Consider the following 16,965-nt stretch of genomic DNA (forward strand, 5'->3'; position numbering starts at 1 on the left):
TCAAGGTAGTAGCGCCCGGCTCTGATGTGATCGGTGCCGGGCCTGCCCCTAGAAAGCCGCCACAGCGCCTCAAGTCAACCTGACAACTTAAGTCCGGGGCAGCGGGAAGCCGCGATAACGCCGGTTTGACTGTCCGAATGGAGATCCGCCCGGAACTAGAGCCTTTTCTGTTCTGATTGAATCAGAACCGGGCTCTAGATTCTTGTTTTGACGCTTTTTCTTGACGCGAACCGGTGTCCACCCCGGATCAAGTCCGGGGCAGGCTTTCGCTTGAAAACGCTCTACCGCCCGCGCGAAACCCGCTCGATTTCGGCCTTGACGATCCGCTCCACCAATCCCGGCAGATTGTCATCGAGCCAGGATTTCAGCATCGGCCGCAGCATTTCCTTGACCAGATCTTCCAGCGTCCGCGCGTTATTGCTCAGCACGGTATTGGCCAGCGAATTGAAGGCGGATTCGACCGCGGAGACGGTCGAGCGCGACAAGATCGGCTGCTGTGGTGGTTCGAACGGCGGCGGCTCGTGGGCTGGCTGCCGCCCCCTGTGGGACTCGCTGAACTCGATGTCGTCCTCCGGCTCGATCTTGTTGAAGGAGGCTTTCGGCGGCGGCGGCGGATCCGGCAGCGCCATCTCGTCGGTGAGCTCGAACACGTCGGCTTCCGGCTGCGCAGGCCTGATCTCCGTCTCGGGCGTTGCCGCATCGAGACTCGCCAGCATCGCGTCGATGTCGTCCTGGTTGTTGCTGGCGGCCGGTTCAGGCGCGGGTGCAGGCGGCGGCGGGGCCGGCGCGGGCTTCGGAGCAGCCGGCTTGGGGGCAATGGCCGACGGCGGGATGTCCTTCATCACCGGTTTCGGCGGCGCCGCCGCGGCGGCCTCCGGCTTAGCAGCGGCAGGCTTTGCCTCGTCGTCGGCAATGATGCGACGGATCGACGCCAGAATCTCCTCCATCGAGGGCTCTTGGACCTTTGCAGGTTGCGTCATCTCCGACTCCACATCGAAACCATTTTACACCAAAGCCAAGAGGGAATTGCCGGTTCCGGAAATGCAGGCCGGGATTTTCACCGCACAAGCCTGACTTGTCCCCAGATCAAGCCCGCCCGCGGCATCGCGCGGGAGGTCTGCTCCCCTCAAAACACAACCCGACGCGCGTCCGTGAGATACAAAGACGCGGGCCGCGAATCGCTCAGCTCGCCCCGGAAACGGTACGTCATGGCCACAAATGATTGCAAGCAAAGCGCCCGGCGCTTCAGGCGCCGGGCGACGATATTCGTCCCGCCTGCGCGGGAATATGTGCAGGTATCAACGGCCGTCGGGCGTACGAACGCCGGCCCAGCTATCGCGCACCTGATGATAGTGCACGCTCGGATCGTAGATCGTGGTGGGCAGGTTCAGCACCTGCGGCGTCAGCCGTCCGATTTTGTCCAGCACGGAATATGACGCCACCACGCGATCATGCTGCGCTGTGACGAGCGCGACGCGCGCGTTCACCAGCGCCTGCTGCGCGTTCAGCACGTCGAGCGTGGTGCGCTGTCCGGCCTTGGCTTCCTCGCGCACGCCGTTCAGCGCGATTTCCGACGCCTGCACCTGCGCCTGGGCGGAGGCGACCTGCGCCTTGCCGGCGACGAGTTGCCCCCATGCCGTGACCACGTTGGCGCGGGTCTGGTCGCGCGTTTGATCGAGCACGAGACGTTGTTGAGCCGCCGTTTCCTTGGACTGGCGGATCAGCGAATATTCAGTGCCGCCCTGATAGATGGGCACCGTGAGCTGCGTGGTCACGGATGCGCCGAACGTGCGGTACTGGATCAGGCTCTGCTCATAGGCCTGCTGGACCGAGCCCTGAATCGTGACCGTCGGCAACAGCGCGCCTTCGGCCACCTTGACCTGGAGGTAGCTGACGTCGATGCCGAACATCGCCGCGGTGACGTTCGGATTTTGCGTCAGGCCGAGCTCGACGGCAGCCGGCAGCGTCGACGGCAGGAAGCGGTCGACCGGCGAGCCCGGCGCCAGCGCTTGCGGCTCGTTGCCGATGATGCGGCGGAAGTTCGAACGCGTCGTCGTCAGATTGGCTTCCGCGGTGAGGAGTTGCGTCTTGCCGGCGGCAAGCTGGGCTTCCGACTGCGCCACGTCGGTGCGCGTGACTTCGCCGACATTGAAGCGGTCGCGCGTCTGTTTCAGCGTCTGCTCCAGCACGCGAACGTTACTCTTCTGCACCTCGACGATCGCGGAATCGCGCAGATAGTCCATGTAGATGGTGGCGCCGCTGAGCAGGACGGTCGATTCGAGTGCACGCAGCGCTTCGCGCGCGCCGGAAACCTGGCCTTCCGCCGCCCTGGTCCTGTTCGCGGTCTGCTGACCGTTGAACAGCGTCTGCGTGATGGTGCCACCGATGCTGCGCGGCGAATTGGCGCCGACAATAGGGGTTCTCACGATATTGTCGGGAGTGCCGCCCTGAGTGCTCAGCGTATCCGTATACTGGACGCCCGCGCTTGCGTTGACCGAAACCCTGGGACGATAGCCCGACAGCGCCTGCGGCACGTTCTCGTCGGTGATGCGCACCTGCGCGCGCTGCGCGTTGAGCTGCGGATTGTTCTGATAGGCGCGCACCAGCGCTGCCTCAATTGTGTCGGCCAAGACGGGCGTCGAGCCCATGCACACTAATAGAAGGGCCGAAGCCGCGGCCCCGGCAAATGCCTTCACCCCACGCATCCCAAGCAATCCAATCATTTTTGAAACGCCCGGCCCATGACCATGATCGCACACGATCATTAACCGAACGTCGCTTCACTTGAAGTGAGTCCCAGCTCACCTTATTCCGCACCTAGGCTGGACGGAACACCCCGGCAAGCAAACCCCGTCGAAACTCTTCACGTGGGGCAATCGGGCCACACTTCTGATTTCGAAGAGGATTTAGCTGGCCACGGCGGGCGATTATTGGGCGTGGGAAGGGCTGAAAGGCTAGAAAACGAAGGCCGGAACAAGTTCCATGCCGGGCAGCACCGGGGCAACGGCATCGAACAGCGTCCGGTAACCGAAATCGCCGTGCGAACAGGTCACCATGGTGGCCCGCGCCGGCTGCGACTTTGCAAAAACGCCCACCAATCGGCCACCGTTCCGCAATTGCCCGTAGAGCCGTTCCGGCACGATCTCGGTTGCGCCGTTCAGCACAATGACGTCCCAGGGCGCGTTCGCCGGGTCTCCATCGGCCGGCGCCGCGGTCCGAACCGTCACGTTTCCACAGCCATTGGCGGCCAGAATCGCCTGTGCCCTCGCCGCCAGCGCCGAATCGCTCTCCGTCGCGGTCACTTGGGTAGCGAATCGGGCGATCACGGCGGCGGCGTAGCCGGTGGCGCAGCCGACCACGAGGACGCGATCGCTCTGCCTGATCTCGGCCGCCTGCAGCATCTTCGCCAGCACTGCCGGCTTGATCAGGAAGCGCTTGGCCGAGCCCCCTTCGCTGACGTCGAGATCGAGATCCAGATAGGCCAGCGCCTGCTTGTTTTCGGGAACGAAGGCCTCGCGCGGCACCGCCAGCATGGCATCGATAATTCGGATATCGGTCACGTCGCTCGGACGCACCTGACCATCGACCATTTTCTGGCGCGCGGTCGCAAAACCGGACATAGGCGAAGACCCTGAAAGCATGCGGCGTTGCCGCCGGGGAGCTGAAACCGGGCCATCTTTGGTACAAGCTCCGGCAAAACGCAACATGCGGCCGCTGCTGCGAGGCACCGCCGCCGGTACGGGGAAAAGCCGCTGCTGTCGCCTACTCTATCGGGACGGCTAATCGGGCGATCAGCCGCGCCACCTCATCCAGATGCCCCTCATCATGTTCTTCAACGGCTTGCACGAGCCGAAACAGACATTCGTCGTCGCTCATGGCGGGAATGTCGCTCGGGACGATCGGAGGTGCCGCACGTGTTAGTTCGGTCACATTGGCTGGCATCGAATCAGCTCCCGTGAAACCCGGCACCACAGAGGCTCCGGGCCGATTGAGTCGAATTGGCGGCCCGATCCAGGGCCCCCTATAGATGACGCAATTGCCTGCGCCCGGTTCCGTCCGCCGTCTGCCCGGAGGACGAAAGCACTGACAAACCGTTGTCGTGCGGGGACTTTCCGGCCCGGCGTCAAGCAAATGCGCAGCCTGTGATTTGGTCCTTTGCAAGCCCGAAAGGCTTTGTTATACGCTGCCCGCTCGCGAACCTTTGTTTCGCCTATTCCTCGGTAGCTCAGCGGTAGAGCATTCGACTGTTAATCGAATGGTCGCTGGTTCGAATCCAGCCCGGGGAGCCACCGCCTTTTCTACGCTAAGGCGCGATGCAGCGCGCCAGCATGCGACTTTTCTCCGCGTAACGATCTGGTTCAAGTTTCCGTCAGCCTGGCGGACAGGAATTCGATGAACCGCTGGGTCTTGGCTGGAATGAGGCGAGTTTCGGTGACGGCGTGAATGCTGACCGGCGACCCCTGCCATTCCGGCAGGACACGCTGGAGCCTGCCCGAGGCCAAATCTTCGGCGACGATCTTCTCGGCAAGCAGGGCAATGCCCTGGTGGTTGACCGCCAGGGCGCGGATCATCCCGACGCTGTTGACCGTGAAGCGGCCGCCAACGTCGACATCGATCTTGTTCATCCCCTGATGCAAGGTCCAGATCCTTGGCATGCAGATACATTCGTGCTCCGCCAGGTCCGCCGGTGTTGCCGGCTCGCCTGACGCCTCGATATAGCCAGGAGACGCATAGAGGTGGCGCGAGTGCCGCCCGATCAGGCGGGCGATCAGACTGGAATCTTCCAGCTTGCCGATGCGGATCGCTACATCGAACGGCTCGGCCACTAGGTCGACGCGGCGTGGAGTCAGATCGAATTCGAACGTGATGCCGGGATAGCTTTGCGCAAAATCGACGATGATCGGCGTGAGGTAAAGCGTGGCGAAGTCGACCGGGAGCGAAACCCGCAGGACACCGCTCGGCTGCTCCACCATCGCGCTGAGCTGTTCGTGCGCGAGCCGTGCCTCATCGACGATACGCTTGCTTCGTTCGTAGTAAAGCTGGCCGGCCTCGGTGAGCTCGATCTTGCGTGTCGTGCGATGCAGTAATCTTAGGCCTATCGCCTTCTCCAGCTCGCTGATGCGTCGCGACAGAGTGGAGTTTGGCATGCCGAGAGCCTCCGCCGCCTTCCGGAAGCTCCTGGCTCTGGCCACCTCCACGAACAGCGCCATGTCGTTCAAGTGGCTCACGCTATTGCTCCATATATGGAATATTCATTTCAATTTTGCCGGATTTATCTCGACATTGGAATAGTGGACAAGCGCTCCTGCAAATGGAGATCCCAATGAGTCCCCTATTCACCCCTGTCCGCGTCGGCCGCTACACTCTGCCGAACCGCCTCGTCATGGCCCCGATGACCCGCAGCCGCGCCGGCTTCGACGGTACGCCGGGCGAGCTGGCCACCGAATATTATTCCCAGCGCGCCGGCGTCGGCCTGATCGTCACCGAAGGCACCCAGCCCTCGGATGACGGCCAGGGCTATCTCACCACCCCGGGCATCTACACGCCCGCCCATGTCGCCGGCTGGCGGAAGATCACTTCTGCCGTGCACGACAAGGGCGGCCACATCTTCATCCAGCTCATGCATGCCGGGCGCATGTCGCATCCCGACAATACGCTGCATCACCGCCAGGGGGTCGCGCCGTCCGCGATAGCGCCGGGGACGGGTATGTTCACCATGACGGGGATGCAGGACATTCCCACGCCGCGCGTGCTGACGACCGAAGAGGTGCGCCAGACGGTCGCCGATTTCCGCCATGCCGCGCGCTCGGCGGTCGAGGCCGGCGCCGACGGCGTCGAGATTCACGGCGCGAACGCCTACCTAGTCCAGCAGTTCTTCGCGCCAAGCGCCAACACGCGCACGGACGAATATGGCGGCTCCATCGAGAACCGCGCCCGCTTCGCGATCGAGGTCGCCACGGCGATCGCAGAGGAGATCGGTGCGGATCGCACCGCGATCCGCCTGTCCCCCGGCACGACGATATGGGGGATCAACGAAGGCGCCGAAGGGCCGGATCTCTACCGCTATCTCGTCGCTGAACTCGACAAGCTCGGGCTCGCCTATGTGCACATCATGCGCCAGGGCGACGAGCCGCTGCTCGCCGACATCCGCAAGCTCTGGCAACAATCACTGATCCTGAACCGCCCAGGTCGTGCGCGGGAGCAAATTGGCGCCGATGTTGCATCCGGCCTGGCCGACCTTGAAGCCTACGGTCAGATGGTCCTTGCCAATCCAGACTTTGTGGAACGGTTGAAGACCAATGCGGCGCTGAATGCGGCAGTCCAAGCCACTTTCTATGGTGGCACCGCCATAGGCTACACCGACTATCCTGCTTTAAGCGCGCAAAGCGCAGCCAAGTAAATCCGCAGACGCCAGTAGTCCAAATAGATGTCTCTTACCTGAGACGGGCTACCTAATGAAGTCCTGCACGAGGGACTTCCAATCCATGTCTTCCACAGGAAGGAGAAACCTCTTGAACCCACCCGATGGCTTCAAAAGCGCCCCCCGCCGGTCTGAACCGCTTGGCTCCGGCCGGGCCCTACGTCTTCAAGCATATGGCGGCACAGAGAGCTTGAAAGTCGATTGGGTATCCGCCCCCGAGCCTGGTCCCGACCAAGTGCTCGTCCAGGTCAAGGCTGCCGGAGTAAACGGAATCGACTGGAAAATCCGTGAAGGCTACGTCCGCGACAAATTCAAGTTATCTTTGCCCGCGACGCTTGGCATCGAAATGGCGGGGGTCGTGCTGCGGACCGGCTCCAACGTCGAAGGCGTGAGGGTCGGAGACCGGGTCATGGCCGCGCTGGGTGGCCTGGGCGCTTATGCTGACCATTTGCTGATAAATGCCGAAAAACTCGTCAAGACGCCTGCAGTCCTGTCAGACATTGACGCGGCGGCAGTACCGGTGGCAGCGATGACGGCATGGCAAGTCCTTCAGGTCGCCGATTTCGACCTTCGGGGGCGGCGGGTGTTGATCCACGGCGCGGCTGGTGGGGTGGGCAGCTTCGCTGTCCAGTTCGCCAAGACGGCTGGAGCGACCGTCTATGCTACAGCCTCAACCAAGAGCGTGGCCCATGTCCAAGCCTTGGGCGCTGACGAAGTGATCGATTACCAGAAACAGAACTTCGAGCTTCTTGCGAGCGACATTGACCTTATCGTCGATCTTGTCGGGGGCCAGGTCTTAGACAAATCTTGGGCCGTCCTATCGCCTAGCGGCGTCCTGGCCAGCATCGCTGCAACTGATGTGGTTTCGCGCGCCCCGGCAGGCCGTCATGGCATCTGGTTGTCAGTCAAACCTGACACCGCACGCCTAGCCACAATCGCTCAAGAGATCGCTGACGGCTCGCTGCGGTCGACGATTTCAGAAGTGGTCGGCTTCGACGATCTGGCATCCGCGATCGAGCGCAATCGCACCGGCCACGCTCCCGGAAAGATAGTCTTAGACCTCACCAGGTGACTGCAGCTCATGGTAATCGTCCCTAAAAGGAGACCGTCTGCATTCGGCTCATGTTGGGACGGCCGTGAATCACAGTTTTGCTGCCTCACGTTCCACTGCCCGATAGCGGCCGTAGCCCACTTTGACGAGCAGTTCCTCATCGCACATCCGCGACAGATAGCATCGGGGGATGCCGACCGCTGTGAGTGCCCCGTCCGCACCTCGCCCCTCTCGCGAGCCAAGGCAACAGCTCGCTCCCTCAGCGTGGGCTTCGGCCCGCCAGCAAGGCGTAGGGCTTCGGCGCGATCTCGGTCGCGCTTGCGCTGCTTCGGCAAGTGGGGCGCACTCGGGCGGAGGAGAATCGCCAATTCGTATTTCTTAGTTTCGTCGACCCCGGCGAGCCAGCTACGGCTTTTCTATTCTCCGACACGACAGGACAATCGCAATCAGTGCGGCAGAGGCAGGCCGAGGTACCGCGTTGCCTCCGGCCCGGATATCGCCGGGGAACGCCCCCTTACGGGCGAACATGGGCTGTCACGCAACCTGGCGGCCCCATATTTAATTTCGGAAATTAATTACACCACACTTGACTACCTATATAATATCTGAGAGGTTACATTTAATAAATCGATAAAATTTGGGGCGTCCATTATGGGTAAAGTATTTAAATTTTTGGCTGCGGGTTTACTCGCCGGCATCTTTCATTCGCCGGCAAACGCAGCGCTCGTGAGCTTCACCGGCGACGGCACTTTCTCCAATATCTCCAATTGCAGCAACGGTAGCCCTGGCTGCTCCATTTCCGCCGACAAGAACGTGCTCAAAATGTCGGGCGCGTCGTGGCCGACATACCAGCCGAGCACGCTGACCATCACGGACATCGTCGGCACCAACGTCCCAACCAATCAGGACGATTACGTCATCGGCAAGATTACCTGGGTGAACCAGGCGACCTACAACACCGACCAGAACTTCAACGTCAATTACAAGTTCAAACTGAGCTTTACCTCGCCGAGCGCTTCGTACGATTCACAGGTGTTCAACCTGAACATCAAGCAGACGACAAACCCGTCGCCCGACAACGTCTTCAACATCAGCCAGACGACGCTCAACAATCTGGGTCCATTCACGCTCAACGGCGTTACGGTTTCCGACATTCACTTCGTTGAAATTGGTGATGGATGGTACAATGGAAGCACCTGGATCAATCCGGAGTGCGGGACGTCGACGCTTTACATCGTGGCGGACTTCACGGATCAGATAGTTGCCCCCCCGGTCCCGGAACCCTCGACATGGGCGATGATGATCCTCGGCTTCGCCGGCGTCGGCTTCATGGCCTATCGCCGCAAGCGCGGTGGAAACGCGCTTCCCGCGGCCTGATCTCACTTCACCGAAAACAACGCGAAAGCCGCCCGTGATCCGGGCGGCTTTTGTTTGTCGGCATCTCCGGCGCCCTACTTCGCCGCAATCGCGGCAATGAACAGCGCACAAGCCGCGGTGGAAGCGACCGTCCGCACGTGGTTCCAGCGTGTCCAATCCGTCAGGTAGCGCGCCCACAGCGAGGCGGCCTCGTGGCTTGCGGAATCTGCCGCGGCAAGCGCGTTGTTCATGGGCACGTTGAAGATCATCGTCACGACGAACATGCCGAGCACATAGAGCATGCCGCCGGCCAGCATCGCCATCGCGCCAGGCTCACTCCAGCGCAACAGCGCGGTCACCGCCAGCGCCGCACTCGCTGCCGTCGTTCCCAGGAAGATCGGCATGAACAGCGACTGCACGATCGTGACGTTGATCGCATTCATTGCCGCAATGCCGGAGGCCTGCCCGATCCGGCCGAGCGCCGCCATGATGAAGGTCGAGAACGCGAAGTAGAGGCCGGCGAGCAGACCGCAGCCGAGGGCACAAAACCACAGCAGAGCGGTGATCAACATCTGCAGCATGATCATGCCCTCCAGACACCGGTCGCGGCGGTTCGGCGGGCATAATCGGAAAAGTCCCGCGCCGGACGCCCGAGCGCCTGCTCGACGCCGTGTGCGACACCCGAATTGCGCCCATCGAGCACGACGGTGAACAGTTCCAACATCAGTTCGATGACGTCGTCCGGCATATGGGGCCGCATGCCGGCCGCAAAATCGTCCGCCGCGATCTGCCGGTATCGGACCGGCCGGCCGACGGCACCGGCGATCTCGGTAACCGCTTGCGCGAACGTCAGCGCGCGCGGTCCCGTCACCTCGTAGACCTTGCCGGCATGGCGCCGATCCGTCAGCGCCGCGACCACGACTTCGGCGATATCGTCGGCATCGATAAACGGTTCGGGCACGGCGCCGGCCGGCAACGCGATTTCGCCGGCGAGCACGCCTTCCAGCAGATAACCCTCGGAAAAATTCTGATCGAACCAGCTTGCGCGCACGATGGTCCAGGGAACGTCGGATTGCTGCAGCGCCGCCTCCGCCCGCTGCGCGCCCGGCTCGCCGCGCCCCGACAGCAGCACGACGCGCTCGAGCCCATTCTCGCGCGCCAGCCGGCCCACTTCCGCGATTGCATCAGCGGCACCCTCGACCGCAAGGTCCGGCTGGTAGGTGACATAGGCCATCGAGACGCCGGCAAACGCGGCCAGCCACGTCTCGGGCCGGGTCCAGTCGAACGGGACAAGTGTCGAACGCGACACCGGCCGCGTCGGGATGCCGCTCGCCTGCAGCAGCGCATCGACCCGCGCGCCGGTCTTGCCCGCGCCGCCGACGATCAGGATCGGGAGTTCTGACATGGATCACTCCTTTCGGACACAATACGAGAATATCTCGTATTTGCTAAACCCGATAAACTCTCGTATTAGTAACGTCAAGTCGCATTTGTGTGAGAGGACCGATGGCGAGGCAAAAAGCCGGACAGAAGGTGGCCGCAACGGCTGCGCCCGTGTTGGCGCGGCTGGTCCCGACCCAGCAGCGCAGCCGCGAGCGGTTCGAGAAAATCCTGCAATGCGCGGCAGAGCTGATGGCCGAGAAAGGCAGCGAAGCCTTCCGCATGAGCGACGTCGTCGAACGCAGCGGCGTGCCGTTCGGCTCGCTCTATCAATACTTTCCGGACAAGACCGCGATCATCGGCACGCTCGCGGAACGCTACAACGCGATCGGCCGCGATTGCGTGCGGCGCGATCTCGCCGTGGTCAGGACTACCCGCGATCTGCACCCGGCCCTGTGCCGCATTACCGACAGCTACTATCGGATGTTCATGGAAGTGCCGGTCATGCGCGACATCTGGCAAGCGACGCAGGCCGACCGGGCGCTGCAAAAACTTGACGAGGAGGACGGCGTCTATCTCGCCGGGCTGCTCGGCGACACCCTGCGGCGGATCGCACCCGATGTATCAGCAACTGCGCTGGCCTCGTTTTCCCAACTGATGATGACGCTGATCGCGGCGACCGTCCGCCATGCCATCACGCAGGACACAAAGGAAGCCGCCCGCATCCTCACCTTGTTCAAGCGAATGCTGCCGAAGAATCTGGCGGCGCTGGAGACGTGAGAACGTCGGCGGATGCCGTACCGCCCCGCCCTTACCGCTCGAACACCGCAGCGCAAGCCGGGCTCAGGCTCGCCTTCTGCCGGCGCAGGCATGCGGTGATCGCACGCGCGTTCGGGATCTCACCGGCGCAGAGCCGGTAGACGTCGGGCGTGCAGGCCCTGCGCTGTTCAGGCGTGCCTTGCTGGGCATGGGCAGCACCGCTCGCCATCAGCGTCAGCAGGAAGCCGAGCGTCGAAGCCCGACGGGAGCGACAAAGAACAGCCGCACTTCGCGCAAACCTTGCCTTCATGACCGCGTCTCCCGGACCTGCCCGCCTTGACAAGGCAGGCGTCGTCCAGCCGAATACGCGAACCGATTTTTGCAGAATGTGATTTTTCTCACACGCGCCGCGCGTGGGCGTGCCTAGTGTTCGCGCGGGGAACTCAACACTTTAGTAACCAGCTTTGCCGCGGCCGCCGGATCGATAAAATTCGAACGATCCGCTCAATCCGGGAACAAAATACTTTTGAGATCATCGCCTCTGGAACCCGGAGAGCGCGATGAGCGAAGTTGAATACGATCTGCTGCTGGAAACCGTGCAGACGGCCATTGCGCCAGCCCCGGAGGATGATTTCGTGGTCCAGACCCAGCGCCTTTATCCGTCGCCACGCGCCGCCAACGACAATGGAGCCTCTTGGCCGCTGGTTCCGTTCCCTGAGGGCTGGCACGCTGCCTGCTGACGCAGGCCGGCTTGCTGCGGCCTCTCATATAATCGGTCTAAGTCATTGATTATATGAATGGAGGCCACGACCAGAATTGAACTGGTGTACACGGTTTTGCAGACCGTTGCGTAACCACTCCGCCACGTGGCCCCATCGGGCGCACTCATATACGCCCCGCCCCGGATAGGCAACCAAGCAGCGCAATTCCTGCCTGCGCTGGTTAGCAAACCGACACCGTTCGAAAAAGGCCCGCCGTCCGGGGGACTACATCGCGCCCCGTTGGCGCGGGTGCGCGCCCATGCCGCCTCAGTCGCCAGACGTATTGCCGAGGCGATTATTCCGCAGACCCAGCTTGGCGGTCCGTGCGCGGATGCCCCCGACCGTCCGCTTCATTTCGAGTGCGATGGCCCTCGGGGGCTTGCCGCTGCCGATCAGCGAGCGCAGCAGCGCATCGTCTTCCGCCGTCCATTCGGCGCCGCTCAGTTGAAAGCGATCTTCGCAGCCCGTTTCCTTGGCCGGTGCCGCAAACCGCTCCCAGCCCAGCGTCTCATGGAAAATGACGACAAAGGCGATCCAGAGAACGATGGCCCGCCCCTCGGACAGGGCGGCGGATTTGAGATGTTCTGCGCTGAACGTCGCGGGCCGCAAAGCGACCAGCGCTGGCCAGATGTCTGAAGCGATGGAATTGACGAAATAGACGTACAGCGACACGAAGGGGCCAGCGGCCATAGCGCCGATCGCTGCGATCAGCCACAGCGGCAGTTTTCCCTGGGCTGTTTTGCTCACCAATTGGGTGGCGAGGCCGGTCAGGCACCAGGGCACGATGGCGAGCGAGAGAACATAAAGTGTCGCCCCCGCGCCTCCCATGATGGCGGCATACGGTCCGAGAACGACCGAAAGCACTGCCAGCACGATCGGAACGCCGCAGAAGAAAACGAGATCGATCAAGGCCTGCTTGGACAAGCGCCTATGCGCCACCAGTTCCATCGCGTTGCTCCGCTTGCATCCGACGCGTCAGTCATAGTGCGAGCGACGGAATGGAGCAACGTATCCGCCAGATCCAAGCTGCCAACTGGCGCGGCCAGACCGCGTCAAACAAATCGAGTATGCGGACGCGGACGGCGCAGCACCGTCGCCCGCGCCGTCCAGACATCGTGCACGGCTCAGACCCGCTCTATTGCCTGAAGCCGCCGCCGTCCAACGGTGGGGTCGTCGAGCGAGCGCCGCAATTGCTCCTCCAGTTCATCAAGCAGGAAGAAACTGACATCGTCGACGGAGCCCTGACCCTTGGCGAAGGGCTGTTCGAGCAGCCGGATCAGATACAGGACGTAGACGAACATGTAGGTGATGAATCCAAACAACAGGGCCGCGGCCGGATCACCCTCCGTCTTCAGCAGGAGCAACAGGACGATGATCGAGAACACCAGTGTTTGCACGAGCACATGCACCGATGGGACGAATTCGACGCGCTGGATGGTGTAGATGCGAAGCAGCACCCTGCGCATCGCATCCTGATTGGTGCGAAGGCGTACGACGAAATTCGCCGCCATGCCCATGCCCTCCAGTCGACCGAGGATGGGCGTCAGCTTGCTGAGCTCGTCGAGCACGGGGGCAATGTTCTTGTGGTCGTAGGCGCGGTCCAGGCCTTGGCGGAGCTTTGCGATGACCCCGATCAGGATCAGCCGCGCTTCCCTGAGATTGAAGCGCTCATTGGTCCGCGCGAAACATTCCAGATCGCCGTCGATGGCTTCGACCGCGGTGCGCAGTGCCGTCGGAATTTGTTCGGCTTCCTTGTAATCCTTGAGAATGCTCGACAGCAGGAAGCCAATAATGAATATGGCGCCACCAATGCCGCTGGTCACCAACCCGTTGAGCTCGAGGAACTCGAATCCGAAATAGTGAACGATTGCCTTGGCGCCGCCGAGCAACAGGACGATGATGCCGACCGTGAAGAACAGGCGGAATTTCTTTCGCAGGCTAATTTCGGCGCCGCCGAAAGGGAGATGCGAGCTGATCGAAGACGACAATGCGCGAGTATCCTTTCCCTGGAGAACGTACAGGAGACAAGTTCCGTCCGTTCAATTGCAGTATTTGCGGCCCGAATTCCGATGACCTCGAGGGCGGTGATCCCAACTACGCTTTGTCATCTCGAGCCTTGCGTGTGCATTCGCGCCCAGCCGCCCGACCTCAGATACGCTCGACGCAGATAGTCATTAAGCCTGCAAATGGCTCCCCGTTCCCGCGGCGGCGTTGGCGACATATCGCCACAATGACACAGGGGCTTGGACGGCGGCTTCAGGCTGCCGTGGGCGGCTTTTTCATCGGCTGGCCGCTATCAGGACCGAGGCCTATTGCGGCCGAACTCCACGCGCGTTTGAACATCGAAAGCGCTCACCAGGCCGCGAGACTATTACCTGCGGCGATTTTCTTTTTGAGCGAACGACAGCTTCGGCCCTATCTCGCTCGACAAAATGCATCATTGCGCCAACGGATGCAGAACCTGAATGATGTTCGACGAACCGCCTTCGGGCGGTTTTTTTATTTTGCGTCATCGGCGAGCGGAATGCACTGCAACATGTGATTGAGCAGTTGACACGTCTATCGCGAAACGATGCTATGTTGCTGATTTAATTAAAAAGTAGGTAGCATCCATGAGAAAATCCGCGTTCTTATTGCCGTTAGTCGCCTCCACGTTTTTTGCGTTGGCGACCCTGCCGGCCTCGGCCAGTGTTTATGACTCGCTCGTTGTCTTTGGCGACAGCTTATCGGACAGCGGCAACAACGCCGCGGTAATCGGCGTCAATGCAGGGCAGACCATTTCAGGTAACACATACGTTCCCAGTCAGCCCTACGGATCTGGCGTTTACAGCAATGGACCTGTCTGGGCATCAGACGTTGCGTCGAAACTTGGCATAGCGCTCCAACCTTCGCTACTTGGCGGAACCAATTATGCGTATGGCGGAGCGACCACAGGTCCGGTCGTCAGCGGCTTTCCGTTTAGCCTGCTCACCCAGGCAAATCAGTACCTGGCCACTAACATTGCCTCTCCCAATGCGCTGTATGTAATCGCGGGCGGCGGGAATGATGCCAGGGCAGCGCTCGGCGCAATCGCCGCGTGCCCTGCATGCTTGGGGCCAACCGTGGCGGCAACTGCCACCGCATACGCAAACAACGTCGGCTCGATCGTGGACGCCCTTCAAGCGGCCGGCGCCAAGAACATCGTGGTCTGGAACACTCCAAATCTCGGACTGGCGCCCGCTGTCACAGTCGCAGGCGCCTCCGGATTGGGGACTTTCCTCGCGAGCAGTATGAACGCAGCACTCGCCGCGGAACTGGCGGGCGAATCCGGCGTATCGACTTTTGACATTTTCGGTCTGGGCACGACGATCGCACTCAATCCAGGAGCGTTTGGGTTCACTAATGTGACCGATGCCTGCGGAGCCGTCCCTGGCGCGAACTGCGATACTTACGCATATTGGGATGGCATTCATCCGACGGCTGCGGCCCACGCGGTACTTGCCGACGCCTTCCTGGTGGTTGCCGGAGTTCCCGAGACATCGACCTGGGTGATGATGATCATTGGCTTTGCCGGCGTTGGGTACATGACGTATCGCCGTCGTCAGCCATCAGCCGCTCCTACCGCAGCCTAATCAGCTTGCCAGCCCCGATCCGAAAGCAGAGACCGCCTTCGGGCGGTCTTTTCGCCCGCCCGGGAGCGTCAATGCGCAAAAAGGTGATTAAGCACGACGACCGCGCCGACTTCGTTTTCGGTTGAACGCCCGGTACGCATTACAATAGCATGCTGATGGCCACGACGATGAACGGCGCGGCCACCAGCAGAACCGGCCACAGCCGGAACATCAGGCGACGAGACTACTACCTGCAATTTTCTTTTTGAGCGTCTCGCAGACGGTGCGGACTTCGGACGTCATCAGGGAACAATCCTCGATCTGCAGGAAGTAGCGTTTGCCTTCCTCGCGATAGTTCGCAGCCAATTCCTTGATCTCGGACACCATGGCGTGAACGCCAGCCACCATCGCTTCACATCGTTTGGCGGCGTCGGTCAGTTCCACACCGAGTGCTTCAATCTCTTTCACTGCCGCATCATATTCGCGGACCACAGCTTCGGCTGAGAGTTTTCCGACCTGATTGACCCCTTCCTTGTGCTCGACATAGTCGGGCATCGGGCCTTTCGGTAACGGGTGGTCATTGCTGTGGGGTATCTCTTGGATAACGGGCGCTCGGCGGGCGTTGTAGATGAGAGTACCGATTTCCCCTTCGATTTCATCAGCGTCAAGCAATGGAGAGCGAGTGAGAACTTCTGTAGTTAAAGACATCGACTTGGCTCCAAATTGTTACGCGGAGAGCGGAGAATTTATCATCGTCAATGGGAATGTCATCCTTGTCCACAGGCCGCTATGTCTTCTTGCAGACATTGGAACCGCCGCGTTGGTATCATGGTCATGACGGAATACAGAGCAAACGCTGCACAATTTGAGATGCAGCAGCAGCGTCGACGCAACTCTTGCTTGAAAGCCAAGAGTTAGCCGCGCTTGCGACGGCGGTAATCCCGCTTCTTCGGCTTCGGTGCAAGTTCCGGCATCGCCGCCTGCACCTGCTGATACCTCGCCAGCATGCGGTCAAAGCTGGCGTTGAGTGCCTCCGCGACCTCGGGCCGCTTCTCGAGCCCGGCGAGCAGCAGGCCGGCGGCCTCGATGGTGGAGAGGCCGTCGCGGCGCGGCTCCTTGCGGAGTTTGCCGTAACGCGAGGGGCGCTTCGGGCCCAGAATGACCCGCTGGCATTTCAGCATCCACGCGTTGCGCCACCACAGCGCCTTGGCCTGGCTCCATGTGCCGTCCAGCAGCACGACGCCCTCGATGTCGGACAGGATGGCGCGCTGGTGCGGCTCGACCACGCCCTTGCGGTTGATCGCCACGATCTCGGCATCGGTGTCGAGATCGGTGACTTTGGCCGAGCCGAGATAGAGCACCGCCCAACGGGAGGGGTCATCGACCTTCCGTCCCAGCGCCTTGGAGAGGCTCGGCCAGGACAGGCCGATTTTGACGACCGCGTCCTTGAAGTGCATAGCGGTCAGCCGCGCAGTACCGAGCGCCCTGTCCTGCTCCTGCGGATGCTGCAGGATCAGGAGCGAGATCTTGCTCTCGATCGGCCTGACGCTGTCGCAGATGCAGAGCGGCAGCGGTTTGCCGCAATGCGGACAGTCCGGAACAGCCTCCACCGCGGTTCCGGCCTCGGAATTGGATTGGTCTGACATC

19 protein-coding genes and 2 tRNA genes are annotated in these 16,965 nt (G+C 61.5%); 8 read left to right on the plus strand and 13 right to left on the minus strand.

From position 1 onward, the window contains the following. Positions 1-281 precede the first annotated feature (281 nt). The 4 genes from V1277_RS32270 to V1277_RS32285 all read right to left on the minus strand — a co-directional run bounded on the left by V1277_RS32270 (position 282) and on the right by V1277_RS32285 (position 3,942). Positions 282-980, minus strand: coding sequence for a PopZ family protein (locus V1277_RS32270; RefSeq protein WP_334419769.1), 699 nt, complete (start codon positions 978-980; stop codon positions 282-284). A 318-nt stretch (positions 981-1,298) separates the two neighbouring features. Continuing rightward, on the minus strand, positions 1,299-2,705 hold the full coding sequence (locus V1277_RS32275; protein ID WP_334419770.1) for a TolC family outer membrane protein: 1,407 nt from the start codon (positions 2,703-2,705) through the stop codon (positions 1,299-1,301). A 249-nt stretch (positions 2,706-2,954) separates the two neighbouring features. Continuing rightward, on the minus strand, positions 2,955-3,620 hold the full coding sequence (locus V1277_RS32280) for a protein-L-isoaspartate O-methyltransferase family protein (RefSeq protein WP_334419771.1): 666 nt from the start codon (positions 3,618-3,620) through the stop codon (positions 2,955-2,957). A gap of 142 nt (positions 3,621-3,762) precedes the next feature. Continuing rightward, entirely contained in the window at positions 3,763-3,942 is a 180-nt protein-coding gene (locus tag V1277_RS32285; protein ID WP_334419772.1) for a hypothetical protein, read from the minus strand. A 272-nt stretch (positions 3,943-4,214) separates the two neighbouring features. Here V1277_RS32285 and V1277_RS32290 point away from each other — a divergent pair. After that, positions 4,215-4,289 (plus strand) — tRNA-Asn (locus V1277_RS32290). Between the two features lie 69 nt (positions 4,290-4,358). On the opposite strand, the gene V1277_RS32295 is transcribed toward V1277_RS32290, so the two are convergent. Then, the gene (locus V1277_RS32295) at positions 4,359-5,228 is read right to left on the minus strand and encodes a LysR family transcriptional regulator (protein ID WP_334419773.1); all 870 of its coding nucleotides are present in this window, start codon (positions 5,226-5,228) and stop codon (positions 4,359-4,361) included. A gap of 83 nt (positions 5,229-5,311) precedes the next feature. Here V1277_RS32295 and V1277_RS32300 point away from each other — a divergent pair, with 83 nt between their 5' ends. From V1277_RS32300 to V1277_RS32310, 3 genes are all read left to right on the plus strand, one after another. Continuing rightward, entirely contained in the window at positions 5,312-6,400 is a 1,089-nt protein-coding gene (locus V1277_RS32300) for an alkene reductase (RefSeq protein WP_334419774.1), read from the plus strand. A gap of 112 nt (positions 6,401-6,512) precedes the next feature. Beyond that, the gene (locus tag V1277_RS32305) at positions 6,513-7,493 is read left to right on the plus strand and encodes an NADP-dependent oxidoreductase (protein ID WP_334419775.1); all 981 of its coding nucleotides are present in this window, start codon (positions 6,513-6,515) and stop codon (positions 7,491-7,493) included. Between the two features lie 630 nt (positions 7,494-8,123). Further along, positions 8,124-8,849, plus strand: coding sequence for a choice-of-anchor K domain-containing protein (locus V1277_RS32310; RefSeq protein WP_334419776.1), 726 nt, complete (start codon positions 8,124-8,126; stop codon positions 8,847-8,849). 74 nt (positions 8,850-8,923) lie between these two features. On the opposite strand, the gene V1277_RS32315 is transcribed toward V1277_RS32310, so the two are convergent. Both V1277_RS32315 and V1277_RS32320 read right to left on the minus strand, forming a co-directional pair. Further along, entirely contained in the window at positions 8,924-9,409 is a 486-nt protein-coding gene (locus V1277_RS32315) for an anthrone oxygenase family protein (RefSeq protein WP_334419777.1), read from the minus strand. Between the two features lie 2 nt (positions 9,410-9,411). Continuing rightward, positions 9,412-10,233: an NmrA family NAD(P)-binding protein gene (locus tag V1277_RS32320; RefSeq protein WP_334419779.1), complete on the minus strand. Its 822-nt coding sequence runs from the start codon at positions 10,231-10,233 to the stop codon at positions 9,412-9,414. 101 nt (positions 10,234-10,334) lie between these two features. Between V1277_RS32320 and V1277_RS32325 the strand changes: the two genes are divergently transcribed. Continuing rightward, complete coding sequence (locus tag V1277_RS32325) at positions 10,335-10,988, plus strand: TetR/AcrR family transcriptional regulator (RefSeq protein ID WP_334419780.1); 654 nt, start codon at positions 10,335-10,337, stop codon at positions 10,986-10,988. A gap of 31 nt (positions 10,989-11,019) precedes the next feature. Here V1277_RS32325 and V1277_RS32330 read toward each other — a convergent pair whose 3' ends face one another. After that, the gene (locus V1277_RS32330; protein ID WP_334375490.1) at positions 11,020-11,277 is read right to left on the minus strand and encodes a hypothetical protein; all 258 of its coding nucleotides are present in this window, start codon (positions 11,275-11,277) and stop codon (positions 11,020-11,022) included. A 250-nt stretch (positions 11,278-11,527) separates the two neighbouring features. Between V1277_RS32330 and V1277_RS32335 the strand changes: the two genes are divergently transcribed. Beyond that, the gene (locus V1277_RS32335) at positions 11,528-11,707 is read left to right on the plus strand and encodes a hypothetical protein (protein WP_057844184.1); all 180 of its coding nucleotides are present in this window, start codon (positions 11,528-11,530) and stop codon (positions 11,705-11,707) included. Between the two features lie 58 nt (positions 11,708-11,765). Here V1277_RS32335 and V1277_RS32340 read toward each other — a convergent pair. The 3 genes from V1277_RS32340 to V1277_RS32350 all read right to left on the minus strand — a co-directional run bounded on the left by V1277_RS32340 (position 11,766) and on the right by V1277_RS32350 (position 13,716). Next, positions 11,766-11,839 (minus strand) — tRNA-Cys (locus tag V1277_RS32340). Positions 11,840-11,995: 156 nt separating this feature from the next. Continuing rightward, positions 11,996-12,676 (minus strand): hypothetical protein, encoded by a 681-nt coding sequence (locus V1277_RS32345; RefSeq protein WP_334419782.1) that lies wholly within the window; start codon positions 12,674-12,676, stop codon positions 11,996-11,998. Between the two features lie 176 nt (positions 12,677-12,852). Then, entirely contained in the window at positions 12,853-13,716 is an 864-nt protein-coding gene (locus tag V1277_RS32350; RefSeq protein ID WP_334419783.1) for a hypothetical protein, read from the minus strand. Positions 13,717-13,958: 242 nt separating this feature from the next. Here V1277_RS32350 and V1277_RS32355 point away from each other — a divergent pair, with 242 nt between their 5' ends. Together V1277_RS32355 and V1277_RS32360 are read left to right on the plus strand one after the other, a co-directional pair. Then, a complete protein-coding gene (locus V1277_RS32355) occupies positions 13,959-14,270 on the plus strand; it encodes a hypothetical protein (RefSeq protein WP_334419784.1) in 312 nt (103 codons plus the stop codon). A gap of 70 nt (positions 14,271-14,340) precedes the next feature. After that, positions 14,341-15,339: an SGNH/GDSL hydrolase family protein gene (locus tag V1277_RS32360; protein WP_334419785.1), complete on the plus strand. Its 999-nt coding sequence runs from the start codon at positions 14,341-14,343 to the stop codon at positions 15,337-15,339. Between the two features lie 210 nt (positions 15,340-15,549). Here V1277_RS32360 and V1277_RS32365 read toward each other — a convergent pair whose 3' ends face one another. Together V1277_RS32365 and V1277_RS32370 are read right to left on the minus strand one after the other, a co-directional pair. Next, positions 15,550-16,026, minus strand: coding sequence for a hypothetical protein (locus V1277_RS32365; RefSeq protein ID WP_334375495.1), 477 nt, complete (start codon positions 16,024-16,026; stop codon positions 15,550-15,552). A 206-nt stretch (positions 16,027-16,232) separates the two neighbouring features. After that, entirely contained in the window at positions 16,233-16,964 is a 732-nt protein-coding gene (locus tag V1277_RS32370) for a tRNA-uridine aminocarboxypropyltransferase (RefSeq protein WP_334419786.1), read from the minus strand. Position 16,965: the final 1 nt, after the last annotated feature.

The organism is Bradyrhizobium sp. AZCC 1588, from assembly GCF_036924735.1.
Taxonomy (GTDB): Bacteria; Pseudomonadota; Alphaproteobacteria; order Rhizobiales; family Xanthobacteraceae; genus Bradyrhizobium.

What these genes read in the sequence shown, in the direction of transcription:
- V1277_RS32315 (WP_334419777.1), bottom strand. Translation starts at nt 9,409, where the DNA reads ATGCTGCAGATGTTGATCACCGCTCTGCTGTGGTTTTGTGCCCTCGGC.
- V1277_RS32355 (WP_334419784.1), top strand. Translation starts at nt 13,959, where the DNA reads ATGACACAGGGGCTTGGACGGCGGCTTCAGGCTGCCGTGGGCGGCTTT.
- V1277_RS32320 (WP_334419779.1), bottom strand. Translation starts at nt 10,233, where the DNA reads ATGTCAGAACTCCCGATCCTGATCGTCGGCGGCGCGGGCAAGACCGGC.
- V1277_RS32285 (WP_334419772.1), bottom strand. Translation starts at nt 3,942, where the DNA reads ATGCCAGCCAATGTGACCGAACTAACACGTGCGGCACCTCCGATCGTC.
- V1277_RS32370 (WP_334419786.1), bottom strand. Translation starts at nt 16,964, where the DNA reads ATGTCAGACCAATCCAATTCCGAGGCCGGAACCGCGGTGGAGGCTGTT.
- V1277_RS32275 (WP_334419770.1), bottom strand. Translation starts at nt 2,705, where the DNA reads ATGCGTGGGGTGAAGGCATTTGCCGGGGCCGCGGCTTCGGCCCTTCTA.
- V1277_RS32345 (WP_334419782.1), bottom strand. Translation starts at nt 12,676, where the DNA reads ATGGAACTGGTGGCGCATAGGCGCTTGTCCAAGCAGGCCTTGATCGAT.
- V1277_RS32310 (WP_334419776.1), top strand. Translation starts at nt 8,124, where the DNA reads ATGGGTAAAGTATTTAAATTTTTGGCTGCGGGTTTACTCGCCGGCATC.
- V1277_RS32335 (WP_057844184.1), top strand. Translation starts at nt 11,528, where the DNA reads ATGAGCGAAGTTGAATACGATCTGCTGCTGGAAACCGTGCAGACGGCC.
- V1277_RS32325 (WP_334419780.1), top strand. Translation starts at nt 10,335, where the DNA reads ATGGCGAGGCAAAAAGCCGGACAGAAGGTGGCCGCAACGGCTGCGCCC.
- V1277_RS32360 (WP_334419785.1), top strand. Translation starts at nt 14,341, where the DNA reads ATGAGAAAATCCGCGTTCTTATTGCCGTTAGTCGCCTCCACGTTTTTT.
- V1277_RS32365 (WP_334375495.1), bottom strand. Translation starts at nt 16,026, where the DNA reads ATGTCTTTAACTACAGAAGTTCTCACTCGCTCTCCATTGCTTGACGCT.
- V1277_RS32300 (WP_334419774.1), top strand. Translation starts at nt 5,312, where the DNA reads ATGGAGATCCCAATGAGTCCCCTATTCACCCCTGTCCGCGTCGGCCGC.
- V1277_RS32280 (WP_334419771.1), bottom strand. Translation starts at nt 3,620, where the DNA reads ATGTCCGGTTTTGCGACCGCGCGCCAGAAAATGGTCGATGGTCAGGTG.
- V1277_RS32330 (WP_334375490.1), bottom strand. Translation starts at nt 11,277, where the DNA reads ATGAAGGCAAGGTTTGCGCGAAGTGCGGCTGTTCTTTGTCGCTCCCGT.
- V1277_RS32270 (WP_334419769.1), bottom strand. Translation starts at nt 980, where the DNA reads ATGACGCAACCTGCAAAGGTCCAAGAGCCCTCGATGGAGGAGATTCTG.